Consider the following 13,237-nt stretch of genomic DNA (forward strand, 5'->3'; position numbering starts at 1 on the left):
TTGGCCTTCGCGCTTAGGGATATCGACCATGCAATGGATGTTCATGTTGATCGGGCTGGTGCTCGGCTGGCTGCTCGACGAGTCGTTCAGCTCGGCGCTGTTGGGCGCGCTGCTGGGGCTGGTGATCGGGCAAGCGCTGCGCATCGCGCGGCTTGGCTCGCAGGCTGCGCATCAGCAGCATCAACTTGAGCAGGCGAAGGTTGCCTTGCAGGGCATTGAACAGCGCCTGTTCCTGCTCGAAGGCGCACCGGTTCGTGCTGCGCCGCCACCGAGTGTGGCACCGCTCAGCGAGCCATTGGCCGAACCTGTCAAAGTCGTCGAAGAGGCCCCGGCCCCCGAACTGGTCTGGGAACTGCCGGCCGATCTGGAACCACTGTCCGCCGTCGCTCGTGAAACCAGCCAACCCTTGCCGGCCGATGTCTGGCGTCTGGACGCCGTCACGCCCGAACCTGAACCACAACAACCCGCCGAACCCCGTGGCCCGAACCTCATCGAGCGCGGGATCAGCGCCGCGCGCAACTGGCTGTTCGGTGGCAATACCGTGCTGCGGGTCGGTGTGGTGCTGTTGTTCTTCGGTCTGGCATTCCTGCTGCGTTACGCCACTGAAGGCATGGTGGTGCCGATCGAATTGCGTTACGCCGGAGTCGCGGCTGCGGCGCTGGGCTTGCTGGCGTTGGGTTGGTGGCTGCGGCACCGCAACAACAGCTATGCGTTGATGCTGCAAGGCACTGGCATCGCGGTGTTGTACCTGACGGTGTTTGCGGCGATGCGTCTGCATCCGTTGCTGGATCCGTCCGCCGCACTGGGCTTGCTGGTAGCGGTGACGGTGTTCTCGGCGATCCTGGCGATTACCCAGGACTCTCTGGCGCTGGCGTGTGTCGCCGCGCTGGGCGGGTTTGCCGCACCAATCCTGACGTCCACCGGCGCCGGCAACCATGTCGCGCTGTTCAGTTATTTCGCTTTGCTTAACGCCGGCATTCTCACCATCGCCTGGTTCAAGGCCTGGCGTCTGCTCAACCTGATCGGCTTCGTCGGCACCTTCGGTATCGGCTTCGCCTGGGGGCTGCGTTCGTACGCGCCGGAGCTTCTGTGGAGCACCGAGCCGTTCCTGATTCTGTTCTTCCTGATGTATCTCGCCATCGGCCTGCTGTTTGCCCGGCGGAAACTGCTGGATATGCCCGATGCCCCGGCGGATGGCGATCGTGAAGCGCTGCTGAAATGGTCGGCGCGCAAGGGCGATTATGTCGATGGCACGATGCTGTTTGGCCCGCCGATTATCGGCTTCGGTCTGCAGTTCGCGTTGGTCCAGCATCTGGAATTTGCCGCCGCGTTCAGCGCCCTCGCGCTGGGCATGATCTACATGGGCCTGGCCAAGGTGTTGATGGGCGGGCGCGCCGTGTTGCTGGGTGAAACCTGTCTGGCGCTGGGGGTGATTTTCGCCAGTCTGGCGATTCCGCTGGGGCTCGATGCGCGCTGGACTTCGGCAGCCTGGGCCGTCGAAGGTGCGGGGATTTTCTGGCTCGGTTTGCGTCAGCATCGACCGTTTGCCCGGGCCTTTGCCTTGCTCCTGCAATTGGGTTCGGCGCTGGCTTTCATCAGTCAATTGAATGTCGGCGAAAGCAGCCTGCTCGACGGTGCTCCGCTGGGCGCGCTGATGCTCGGCATGGCGTTGCTGTTCAGTTTCTACCAACTGCGTCAGGCCTCGCCGGAACAAGTGTCGCCGTGGGAGCGTCAGGCCTTGCCGGTTTTGGCGTGTCTGGGCCTGACCTTCCTTTATCTGCTGGCGCCGTTGTTCTTCTTCGTCCAAGGCACCGCGATCAGTTGGGCGCTGGCGGGTCTGGCGACGTTGTTTGTCGGCCTGCGCCTGCAATCGCGGACCTTCCTGTTTACCGCGTTTGCCGTGCAACTGCTGGGTGGCGCGTTGTTCCTGCTGCGGCTGCAAGGCGCGGGCGAAGATTCGGCGGCGGTGTTCAGCGCCGGTTGGAGCGGTTTGCTTAGCGCATCCTTGATCGGTCTCGCATTGATCGCCGGCATGCTGCTGGCCGCTCGCGACGAGATGGTGCGCGGCGATGTGCGCCTGTTGCGCGGCTTGTCGGTGGTGCTGCTCGCCGGTCTGGTGTTGATCAATCTGGCGGTGTTGTTTGTCCTGCCTTGGCAGACCGCGAGCGCGGTGTGGGCGGCCAGTGGTTTGCTGATCATCTGGTTGAGCCTGTACCTCAAGCAGCGCGTGAGTTTTGTCTTCGGTCTGCTGTTGCAGGTGATCGGCGGTGCGGCGTTCTTGCTGGCCGGTCCCGAGTTGCTTGGGCCGCTGTCCGGTGAGGGTTTGAAACCGTTGGCACATGGCGGATTCTGGACGCCGCTGGTGCTGGGTCTGGCCGCCATGATCGGTGCGTGGCGCCTGCAACTGGGCAATCACGCCTCGGCGTTCGATGCGCTGAGTTTGCAGCGCTTATCCGAGGTGTTGCTGGTGTGGGGCGCCGGTTGGTGGGTGCTGGCGTGGGTCAGTGAGGTGCTGCGTTTTGCCCCGGTGAATCTGCAAGGCACTCTGCTGTTGCTGGTTGCGGCGCTGAGCGTGGCGTTGTGGACGCTGCTGTCGCTGCGCTTGAAATGGCCTGCGCTGGGCCTGCTCTGCACGCTGCTGATTCCGGCGACCGGGCTGGTGCTGCTTGCGGCTTGGCACTCGCGTTATCACCCGGCGGCAGATTTCGGCTGGCTGGCGTGGACGTTGGTGTTCGCAGTGCATTTCTTCAGTCTGCGGCGTTTGGCGCCGATGCTGCCGGCGCGGGCCTTGAGCACTGCGCATGTGCTCGGCTGCTGGCTGCTGATCGGCGTGTTGGCGCTGGAGTTGCGCTACGGCTTGCTGCTGTTGTCCGAGCAATACAACGCCTGGCGTTGGCTGGGCTGGGCGATTTTGCCGAGCCTGTATCTGTTGCTGGCAGCCGCACCGCGCAACTGGCCTTGGCCGGTCGCGGCGTTTGCCCGCGAGTACCGCTTGTACGCCGCCGCGCCGCTGGCGGTGTTGATGCTCGGCTGGTTCTGGCTGGCCAACGGCGTCAGCGATGGCAATGCCGAACCGCTGCCGTATGTGCCGCTGCTCAACCCGTTGGAGCTGGGCCTGTTGTTCGCATTATTCGGGGTTTACGTGTGGTCGCGCAGTGCGGTGTCGCAGCTGTCGATCCGCCAGGACTACGCCGATTACGCCACACAATTGGTCGCCGGGGTGTCGCTGTTCGCCTTCTGCACCGCGTTGGTGACCCGCGCCGCGCACCACTGGGCGGGAATTCCCTTTGAGCTTGATCAACTGCTCGCTTCGATGCTGGTGCAGGCCGGGTTGTCCATCGTCTGGACGTTGATGGCGCTGGGGCTGATGATTGGCGGGCATCTGCGCCATCGTCGCGAGGTCTGGCTGATCGGCGCGGCGCTGATTGCGCTGGTGGTGGCCAAACTGATTTTTGTCGAATTGAGCAACCGTGGCGGCCTCGCCCGGATCGTCTCGTTTATCGGCGTTGGCGTGTTGTTGCTGGTGGTTGGCTACTTCGCGCCGCTGCCACCCAAACGTGCTGATGCTGAGCCGGCGGCGGACAAACCGGCCCCGGACACCGAAGGAGTTTCATCTTGAGTCACATGCGTAATCTGGGGTGGTTGGCGTTGGGCGTGGTGATGGCTGCCGGCGGCCAGGAAAAACCGGCGGACTTCGCCACTCAAGTGCCGCTGACGGTCACGGGCGATGGCCCGTGGTATCGCCTCGAACTGCCGCTGAGCGTGCAATTGCAGGCGCGCCAGACCGATCTCGGCGATCTGCGCGTCTTCAACGCTGCCGGCGAAGCTCAGGCCTATGCCTTGGCCCGCGAATCGGCGCAGACCCGCGACGACGGCCAGTTGCACGACGTGAAGTGGTTCCCGCTGTACAACGCCGCCGACGCCACTGAGCGCGCGCCGAATGTGCGCGTGCAATCGACCACCACTGGCACGCTGGTGGAAGTGCAACCGTCCAGCCAATTGGAGGCCGGTGAAGAAGTGCTGCGCGGCTGGCTGCTCGATGCCAGCGCGATCAAGGCGCCGTTGCAGCAACTGATCCTCGACTGGACCAGCGAGCGCGACGGCTTTCAGCGTTTCAGCATCGAGGCCAGCGACGATTTGCAGCGCTGGCAGCCGTGGGGCGAAGGGCAGGTCGCGCGCCTGACCTTCTCCGATGAGCGCATCGAACAGCACGAAGTGACGTTGCCAGGGCATTCGGCGCGTTATTTGCGCTTGCTGTGGGATTCGCCGAGTTCGGCGCCGATCCTCACCTCGGCGCAACTGAAAAGCAGCGATCCGCGCAACCTGCCGCTGCCGTTGGTCTGGTCGCAGGCATTGGCCGGCAGCAGCACCAAGGCCGGGGAATACACCTGGCAGTTGCCGATGGGGCTGAATGTCGAGCGGGTTCAGGTTGAGTTGAAACAACCGAACAGTCTGGCGCCGGTGGCGTTGGCCGGTCGGCGTGAGAGCAGCCTGCCTTGGCAGACGCTGAGCAGTGGCTTGCTGTATCGCCTGACGCAGAATGGTCAGGACGTGGTGCAGAACGAATTGCAACTGTACGGGCAGACCGTGCAGCAGTTGAAGCTGACGGTGGATGAGCGCGGTGGTGGTTTGGGCGAGCAGGCGCCGAGTTTGAAATATGCGGTGCGGGCGACGCAGGTGATTTTCCTTGCGCGTGGGGCAGGGCCTTACAGTCTGGCGCTGGGCAGTCCAAGTGTGAAAACCGCTAACTTGCCGTTGTCGACGCTGATCCCGGATTTCAAACCGGAGAAACTGGCGACGTTGGGTAAGGCGACGGTTCAGGGGGAAGCAATAATCACGCAGACCTCAACCGCCACTACGGCGGCCGTGGCCGAAACCAATTGGAAGAAGATCGGTTTGTGGGCGGTGTTGCTGCTGAGTGTGGTTTTTCTCGGGACGATGGCGTTCAGTCTGCTGCGTAAGCCTCCCGCTAATTCCTGAAAAAGGCGGGTGCTGCGCACCCGATCGCGAGCAGGCTCACTCCTACAGGGATCGCATTCCATCTGAAGAAATGCGCTCCCTGTAGGAGTGAGCCTGCTCGCGATCGCGGTCTACCAGCCAGCAAAAATCTTCGAACTGTTGCCGTCAGCCAAGCACCACCCGTCTCGAACCGGTCTACGCTAAACCCCGTACCTGAACTCTCCCGACCCAATCACGTCTGATGCAAGCAATTGCGCCCCAACGCACGTTACCGGGCGTCTTCGCTCGCTACGTTTTCAGACTCCCTGTAAACTGCGCGGGTTTTTAGCCCCCCATTCCACCGGAGCCGTCCATGTCCCGCGTTACCTTGAGTCGCTATTTGATTGAGCAGACCCGCAGCAACAACACTCCTGCCGATCTGCGCTTCCTGATCGAAGTGGTGGCGCGTGCCTGCAAGGAGATCAGCCACGCCGTGTCCAAAGGCGCCCTGGGTGGTGTTCTGGGCAGCATGGGCACTGAAAACGTACAAGGCGAAGTGCAGAAGAAGCTCGACGTGATCTCCAACGAGATCCTGCTCGAAGCCAACGAATGGGGCGGTCACCTGGCCGGCATGGCGTCCGAAGAAATGGACAATGCCTACCAGATCCCGGGCAAATACCCGAAAGGCGCGTACCTGCTGGTATTCGACCCACTGGACGGTTCGTCGAACATCGACATCAACGCCCCGGTCGGCACTATCTTCTCCGTGCTGCGTTGCCCGAACGAATACCTGAGCCAGAACGAAGCGCTGAATGAAAAAGCCTTCCTCCAGCCAGGCACCGAGCAGGTCGCTGCCGGTTACGCGATCTACGGCCCGCAGACCATGCTGGTACTGACCCTGGGCGACGGCGTCAAAGGCTTCACCCTGGACCGCGAAATGGGCAGCTTCGTGCTGACCCACGAAGACATCACCATTCCTGAGTCCACCCAGGAATTCGCCATCAACATGTCCAACCAGCGGCACTGGGAAGCCCCTGTGCAGCGCTACGTTGACGAGCTGCTGGCTGGCGAAGAAGGTCCGCTGAAAAAGAACTACAACATGCGTTGGGTCGCGGCGATGGTTGCCGACGTTCACCGCATCCTGACCCGTGGTGGCCTGTTCATGTACCCACGCGACAGCCGCGAGCCGTCGAAGCCGGGCAAACTGCGTCTGATGTACGAAGCCAACCCGATGTCGTTCCTGGTGGAACAAGCGGGCGGCGCGTCCACCGACGGTCACCAGCGTATCCTCGACATTCAGCCTGAAGGTCTGCACCAGCGTGTTGCGGTATTCCTCGGTTCGAAAGAAGAAGTCGCACGCGCCACGGCCTACCACAAGGCTTAAGCCATGAACGCGCCCTGGCAGCCGTTGCTCGATTGGTGGTTCGGTCACGCCGAATTACCGGACGAGGTTTCGGCTGACAAGGGCAAGTTGTGGTTCGGCAAGCGTGACAGCCAAGACCTCGAAGCGCAGACGCGTTTCGGGGTCTTTGTCGATCAGGCACTGGCCGGCGAATTGGCCGAGTGGACGCAATGTCCCGAAGGTTGGCTGGCGGTGGTGTTTTTGCTTGATCAACTGCCGCGAATGATCTTTCGCGACTCTCCCAAAGCTTTCTCCGGTGATCTGCGTGCGCAGAAGCTCGTCGCGCAAGGCATTGCTGCGGATTTTGACCGGCAGTTGAAGCCGATTCAGCGGGTATTCATCTACCTCGTCTTCGAACACTGCGAAAACCTTGCGGTGCAGAACGAAGCGGTTTCGCGGTTTATCGATCTGGTCGCTGAGCAGCCGCAAGCGCAGCGCGTGGTGTTTGCCGACAATCTGGATTATGCCGAGCGGCATCAGAAAGTGATTGCGCGGTTTGGACGGTTTCCGCATCGCAATGCGGTGTTGGGGCGCGAGTCTACGGCTGAGGAGTTGGAGTTTCTGTCTGGGCCGGGGTCACGGTTCTAAATCTTCATCGCGGCTGAATCCCTCTTCGCGAGCAGGCTCGCTCCCACAGTTGAAATGCATTCCAATGTGGAAGCGGGCTTGCCCGCGAACAGGCCTGTGGCAGCGCCTTAAATCCTGAAACTACCCACCAACTGCTTCAACCGCGCCGCCTGCTGCTCCAGATCCGAGCACGCCCGCAACGTCGCCTGCAAGTTCTCCACGCCTTCCTGATTCAGCGTGTTGATCTCGTTGATATCAACGTTGATCGACTCGACCACAGCGGTCTGTTCTTCAGTCGCGGTCGCTACCGACTGGTTCATTCCGTCGATCTCGCCGATGCGCTGGGTGACGCTGCCCAGGCGTTCGCCGGCCTGGTTGGCGATGCCGACGCTGCTTTCGCTCTCACGCTGGCTCTCGGTCATGATGCTGACCGCCTGGCGCGCGCCGACTTGCAGTTCTTCGATCATCTTCTGCACTTGCTGCGCCGAATCCTGGGTGCGGTGCGCCAGATTTCGCACTTCGTCAGCGACCACGGCGAAACCACGGCCAGCCTCACCGGCACGGGCCGCTTCAATCGCGGCGTTCAGCGCGAGCAGGTTGGTTTGCTGGGAGATGCTGGTGATCACTTCCAGAATCTGGCCGATGTTCACCGTGTTGCTGTTCAGGGTTTCGATGTTGCCGCAGGAATCGCTGATCTTCGCCGAGAGCTGCTGCATCGCGTGGATGGTTTTATCCACAACCTGCTGACCGTCGACTGCGAGGCTGCGCGCATCACTTGAGTGTTGCGAGGCGAGGGCGGCGTTCTGGGCGATTTCCTGGGCGGCGGCGCCGAGTTGGTTGATCGCCGCCGCGACGCTGTTGGTGCGGCTGGATTGCTGATCGGAGTTGTACATCGACGAGTTCGACGCGGCGACCACGCGCAGGGCGACTTCGTTGACCTGGCCGGTGGCCGAGGCCACTTCGCGGATCGAGGTGTGGATGCGTTCGACGAAACGGTTGAACGATGTGCCCAGCGCGCCAAACTCATCGTTACCGTGGATCACCAGACGCTTGGTCAGGTCGCCTTCACCTTCGGCGATGTCATGCATGGCTCGGCCCATGGTCAGCAGCGGTTGCATCAGCACGCGGATCAGCATGCCGAGCAGGGCGATGATGATCACCACGGCAATGACCATGGCGATCAGCGCCGAGGTGCGGAATTCGCTGAGCATCGAAAACGCGGTGTCTTTATCCAGCACCAGCGCCACGTACCAGTCGGCCGATGGCACGCCGTTGACGTGGGTGAAGGAGATCAACTGAGTCTTGCCGTCGAACTCGACTTCCTTCAGGCCCGGGCTGACTTTTGGCGCACCGTTTGGATAGGCCTCGGCGAGGGTCTTGAGCACCAGTTTGCTGTCCGGGTGGATCAGGATTTTGCCGTCGGCACTGACGATGAACGCATGGCCGTGGCCGCCGAAGTTCAGCGAGTTGATGATCGCGCTGACGCTGGTCAGGTCGATGTCGGCACCGGCGACGCCGAGCATCTGGCCCTGACGCTGTACCGGGGTGGCGACGGTGATCACCAGTTTGCCCGAGGAGGCGGCGATGTACGGTTCGGTGACGATGGTCTGCTGGGCGCTGTTGGCCGCTTTGTACCAGCCGCGGGCACGCGGGTCGTAATCCGGCGCGCGGTTGCCGGCGGGCACGGAGAACATCACGCCGTCCGCACCTCCAAAGTAGCTGAGCTGGAAATTGCCGGTGTAGGCGGGCAGGTCGATGATGCGTTTCAGGCTGGCAGGCGCATTACCGTCGACGACAACCTGTTGAGACAGCGATTGCAGCAATTGAATGCGACTTTCCAGCCAGGTCTGGATGTTGCTGGTGGTCAGGCTGCCCAGCTCCTGCATCGTGGCTTCGGTGCTGCTGCCCAGAGCTTCGCGCTGACGATAGTCGTTGAACAAAATGAAACAGGCGAACGCAACGGCCACCACGAGGGCGGCAGCCAACAAGATTTTGTGGCTGAATTTCATGTTTCTGGTCATCGAATGAACTACCGCGAAGGTGCTGGTCAAGAAAGGGCGGCAATTTGCCATACTCGGGGGCTTTGCGCTGCTCTTATTTCGACCGCCGCGCGCCAAAGATTAGGCTGCTTTGGTGAAATACGACGAAATGCTCAATAGCCCTACAAAGTGTCTGATTTAAAGGCAAAAGCCAGACGGGCGGGCTAATAAATAGCCGTCCGCCCACGGAACCAGATGAGGGTTTTCTCTTCTAAGCTTCTGGTTGGCACCATGCCATCCCCCCTCGTTCCAGGAGTTACACCATGTCGCTGCGATCTATCGCCCTTCTGTCGTTTTGCGTGCTGTTGGCCGCATGCAGCAAGGTCAATCAGGAAAACTACTCGAAGCTTTCGGCTGGCATGGCCAAGGCTGAAGTCGAGACACTGCTCGGCAAACCCACTGACTGCTCGGGTGCGCTCGGCATGTCCAGTTGCACTTGGGGCGACAAGAACAGCTTTATCAGCGTGCAATACGCCGGTGACAAAGTGCTGATGTTTTCCGGCCAAGGCCTGAAGTAAACCGGGGCTTCGCGCCCACGGAGAAGAAAAATGAAGCGGTTATTGCTAATCCTTTTTGCCGGCCTGGTACTGGCCGGCTGCGCCACTTCCGGCGTAGATCCGTTGGCGCCGAAAACCGTCAACAGCGTCAATCTCAAGCGTTACCAGGGCACCTGGTATGAGCTGGCGCGCTTGCCGATGTACTTCCAGCGCAATTGCGCGCAATCCGAAGCCCATTACACCCTCAAGCCTGACGGTAATGTCGCGGTGCTCAATCGCTGCCTGACTCCGGACTGGCAATGGGAAGAAGCCAAGGGCACGGCTTATCCACAGGTGCCGGGCAAGACCGACAAGCTGTGGGTCGAGTTCGATACCTGGTTCTCACGCCTGATTCCGGGTGTGGCGAAGGGCGAATACTGGGTGTTGTACGTCAGCGATGACTACAAGACCGCCATCGTCGGCGACCCGAGCCGCAAGTACATGTGGTTGCTGTCGCGCACGCCGACCGTTAACGGTGTGGTGCGCGAAGAGCTGCTGAGCAAGGCGCGTCAGCAGGGTTATGACACCACGCGATTGATCTGGCGGGCGACGGACCGGCAGATGGCCAAGACTTCGAATTAAGCATCGCCACAAAATCGAAATGTGGGAGCGAGCCTGCTCGCGAAGAGGGCGTGTCAGTTAACGAAAATGTTGACTGATACACCGCTTTCGCGAGCAGGCTCGCTCCCACATTTGGTTTTGGGTCAGCCCAGAAGTTCGCGCAGGACTTGGGTGAACGCCCGAGCGCTTTCTTCTTCTGCCGCATGCCGCCCATCGCGCACCACCCACTGGCCATTGACCAGCACATCACGCACCTGACGATCGCCGCCGGCAAACAGCCAGCGATTCAAAATCCCGTCGCCAGTGGCTGTCGCCAGATACGGATCGTTGCCATCGAGCACAATCCAGTCCGCGCGTTTGCCAACTTCCAGCGCACCAATCGGTTGCCCCAGTGCCTGAGCACCGCCATCCAGTGCGGCGTCGTACAGCGTGCGCCCGACCATTTGCTGATCCGCGCCATACAAGCGGTTACGTCGCTGATCACGCAGACGCTGGCCGTATTCCAGCCAACGCAATTCTTCCACCACGCTGAGCGACACATGGCTGTCGGAACCGATGCCCATGCGCCCGCCCTGAGCGAGGAAATCCACCGCCGGGAAAATCCCGTCGCCGAGGTTCGCCTCGGTGGTCAGGCACAGGCCGGCGATGGCGCGACTCTTCGCCATCAGCGTGACTTCTTCCGGGTTGGCGTGGGTGGCGTGAACCAGGCACCAGCGCTGATCGACGTCGGTGTTTTCGTAGAGCCATTGCAGCGGACGACGACCGCTCCAGCTCAGGCAGTCATCGACTTCTTTCTGCTGTTCGGCGATGTGGATGTGCACCGGGCACTGCTTGTCGCTGGCCGCCAGCACTTCGCTGATCTGCTGCGGGGTGACCGCGCGCAACGAGTGGAAGCACAGGCCCAGGGATTGCGCCTTCTGTTGCGCCAGCAGCGGCTGTAAGCGTGACTGCAGATTCAGGTAGTTTTCGGTGCTGTTGATGAAGCGGCGCTGGCCGTCATTCGGGATCTGCCCACCGAAACCTGCGTGGCTGTAGAGCACCGGCAGCAGGGTCAGGGCGATACCACTTTCACTGGCGGCCTGACTGATGCGTAACGCCAACTCGGCCGGATCGGCGTAAGGCTGGCCGTTGCTGTCATGATGCACGTAGTGAAATTCGGCCACCGAGGTGTAACCGGCCTTGAGCATTTCGATGTACAGCTGTCGGGCGATGACGCCGAGTTGATCGGGGCTGATTTTTCCGACGAGCCGATACATCAAGTCGCGCCACGTCCAGAAACTGTCGTTGGGATTACCGGCCACTTCGGCCAAACCGGCCATTGCTCGCTGGAACGCGTGGGAGTGCAGATTGGGCATCCCCGGCAGCAGCGGACCGCTTAATCGTTCGGCGCCATCTGCGGTGGAATCGGCCTGGATTTGGGTCAACACGCCATCGGCGCTGACCTCAAGACGTACATTGTTGGCCCATCCGTTAGGCAGCAGCGCGCGTTCGGCAAAGAAAGCGGACATGGTTCAGCACCCCATCGTGTGTTATTTGTATATACATATACAGACGTTTGCCTGCCCGGTAAACTCCGGCAAGCTAGCAACCTCTACCGACGAACAAGGATCCACCGTGCCGACTCCGCCTCCAGTTTCCCCGTTGGCCGCGAACATGGGCGACAGTCCGGCGCCCTTGTACGCCCGCGTCAAACAGATGATCACCCAGCAGATCGACAGCGGTAACTGGCCGCCGCACTACCGCGTACCGTCGGAAAGCGAACTGGTCAATCAGCTCGGTTTTAGCCGCATGACCATCAACCGCGCGCTGCGCGAGATGACCGCCGACGGCCTGTTGGTGCGCATGCAAGGTGTCGGGACTTTTGTCGCCGAACCGAAGAGCCAGTCCGCGCTGTTCGAAGTACACAACATCGCCGACGAGATCGCCTCGCGCGGTCATCGCCACACCTGCCAGGTCATCACTCTCGAAGAAGAGGCCGCCGGCTCCGAACGTGCGTTGGCACTGGACATGCGCGAAGGGCAGAAGGTCTTTCACTCGCTGATCGTGCATTACGAAAACGACATTCCGGTGCAAATCGAAGACCGTTTCGTCAATGCGCTGGTCGCCCCGGAATACCTCAAGCAGGACTTCACCCTGCAAACGCCTTACGCCTATCTCAATCAAGTCGCGCCACTGACCGAGGGCGAGCACGTAGTCGAAGCGATCCTCGCCGAGTCATCCGAGTGCAAGTTGCTGCAAATCGAAAAAGGCGAGCCATGCCTGCTGATTCGCCGTCGCACATGGTCGGGCCGTCAGCCGGTGACCGCCGCGCGATTGATTCACCCGGGTTCCCGTCATCGTCTGGAAGGTCGGTTCCATAAATAGAGAGCATAAATGAATGGTTTGAAGGTTTTACGCGCCGAAGGCTACCCGCGCATGCCGTGGAAAAACGGCGGTGGCAGCACCGAAGAAATCACCCGTGACGCTGGCGCTGGCCTTGATGGTTTTGGCTGGCGTCTGTCGATTGCCGACATCGCCGAGTCCGGCGGCTTTTCGACCTTCGCCGGTTACCAGCGCGTGATCACTGTGCTGCAAGGTGACGGTATGACTTTGTGCGTCGACGGTGACGACACTCGGCCACTGTTACCCCTCGACCCGTTCGCCTTCAGCGGTGAGAGCCAGGTTTCCTGCACGCTGCTCGGCGGCGCAATCCGTGACTTCAACCTGATCTACGCGCCGCAGCGCTACAGCGCGCGCTTGCAGTGGCTGGACGGTGAACAGCGGTTTTTCAGTTCGGCGGGCACGGTGTTGGTGTTCAGTGTCAGTGAGTTGCTGCAGGTGCGGGTCGGTGACAGCGTTGCGCAACTTGGCCGACACGATTGCCTGCAACTGGACGGTAACACCGGGCTGGTTGAAGTCGCCGTCGATGCGGCCTGCTGCGTAATCGAACTCACTGCACGCTGATCTAAATCTGGTAACACATCCTGTGGTGAGGGGATAAATCCCCTCACCACAAAAGCGTTCATACCTCCTGTTTCTTTCTCCGCACCAATTTGTTACCGAATGCCCCAGCGTGGCGCAAAACCACGCTCTCGTAACAACTCCCCAACTTCAAAAACCACCCGCGCGAAAAATTTCACCCACGCCAGAACCCTTGATTCAGGCGCCCTCCAGTCGTATCCGCAATTTTTCTTGAGCACTCCTCCAGCAAGTTG

The 13,237-nt window shown here is 61.0% G+C and carries 10 protein-coding genes and 1 pseudogene; 8 read left to right on the plus strand and 3 right to left on the minus strand.

Going from position 1 to position 13,237, the window contains the following annotated elements:
- The first annotated feature begins 28 nt into the window (after positions 1 to 28).
- The 4 genes from ACA043_RS01750 to ACA043_RS01765 all read left to right on the plus strand — a co-directional run bounded on the left by ACA043_RS01750 (position 29) and on the right by ACA043_RS01765 (position 6,928).
- Positions 29 to 3,619 (plus strand): DUF2339 domain-containing protein, encoded by a 3,591-nt coding sequence (locus ACA043_RS01750; RefSeq protein ID WP_497658503.1) that lies wholly within the window; start codon positions 29 to 31, stop codon positions 3,617 to 3,619.
- A complete protein-coding gene (locus ACA043_RS01755; RefSeq protein WP_497658504.1) occupies positions 3,616 to 4,980 on the plus strand; it encodes a DUF3999 domain-containing protein in 1,365 nt (454 codons plus the stop codon). The genes ACA043_RS01750 and ACA043_RS01755 overlap by 4 nt, the downstream gene beginning before the upstream one ends.
- 331 nt (positions 4,981 to 5,311) lie before the next feature.
- Positions 5,312 to 6,322 (plus strand): class 1 fructose-bisphosphatase, encoded by a 1,011-nt coding sequence (locus ACA043_RS01760; protein ID WP_187678860.1) that lies wholly within the window; start codon positions 5,312 to 5,314, stop codon positions 6,320 to 6,322.
- A 3-nt stretch (positions 6,323 to 6,325) separates the two neighbouring features.
- Positions 6,326 to 6,928: a DUF924 family protein gene (locus ACA043_RS01765; protein WP_497658505.1), complete on the plus strand. Its 603-nt coding sequence runs from the start codon at positions 6,326 to 6,328 to the stop codon at positions 6,926 to 6,928.
- 107 nt (positions 6,929 to 7,035) lie between these two features.
- Here ACA043_RS01765 and ACA043_RS01770 read toward each other — a convergent pair whose 3' ends face one another.
- Positions 7,036 to 7,800, minus strand: coding sequence for a methyl-accepting chemotaxis protein (locus tag ACA043_RS01770; RefSeq protein WP_370872645.1), 765 nt, complete (start codon positions 7,798 to 7,800; stop codon positions 7,036 to 7,038).
- Between the two features lie 93 nt (positions 7,801 to 7,893).
- A pseudogene (locus tag ACA043_RS01775) lies at positions 7,894 to 8,979 on the minus strand (HAMP domain-containing protein); the annotation flags it as partial.
- A gap of 230 nt (positions 8,980 to 9,209) precedes the next feature.
- On the opposite strand from ACA043_RS01775, the gene ACA043_RS01780 reads away from it, so the two are divergent.
- The gene (locus tag ACA043_RS01780) at positions 9,210 to 9,464 is read left to right on the plus strand and encodes a hypothetical protein (protein WP_007952486.1); all 255 of its coding nucleotides are present in this window, start codon (positions 9,210 to 9,212) and stop codon (positions 9,462 to 9,464) included.
- A gap of 30 nt (positions 9,465 to 9,494) precedes the next feature.
- Entirely contained in the window at positions 9,495 to 10,064 is a 570-nt protein-coding gene (locus ACA043_RS01785; RefSeq protein WP_099757755.1) for a lipocalin family protein, read from the plus strand.
- A gap of 122 nt (positions 10,065 to 10,186) precedes the next feature.
- Here the strand turns inward: ACA043_RS01785 and ACA043_RS01790 are convergent, their stop codons facing one another.
- Positions 10,187 to 11,551, minus strand: coding sequence for a formimidoylglutamate deiminase (locus tag ACA043_RS01790; RefSeq protein ID WP_497658506.1), 1,365 nt, complete (start codon positions 11,549 to 11,551; stop codon positions 10,187 to 10,189).
- A gap of 145 nt (positions 11,552 to 11,696) precedes the next feature.
- Between ACA043_RS01790 and hutC the strand changes: the two genes are divergently transcribed.
- A complete protein-coding gene (hutC, locus tag ACA043_RS01795) occupies positions 11,697 to 12,407 on the plus strand; it encodes a histidine utilization transcriptional repressor HutC (RefSeq protein ID WP_162130175.1) in 711 nt (236 codons plus the stop codon).
- Positions 12,408 to 12,416: 9 nt separating this feature from the next.
- The gene (locus tag ACA043_RS01800; RefSeq protein ID WP_497658507.1) at positions 12,417 to 12,986 is read left to right on the plus strand and encodes a HutD/Ves family protein; all 570 of its coding nucleotides are present in this window, start codon (positions 12,417 to 12,419) and stop codon (positions 12,984 to 12,986) included.
- The last annotated feature ends 251 nt before the right edge of the window (positions 12,987 to 13,237 follow it).

The sequence above is a fragment of the Pseudomonas sp. LBUM1648 genome (assembly GCF_059716145.1).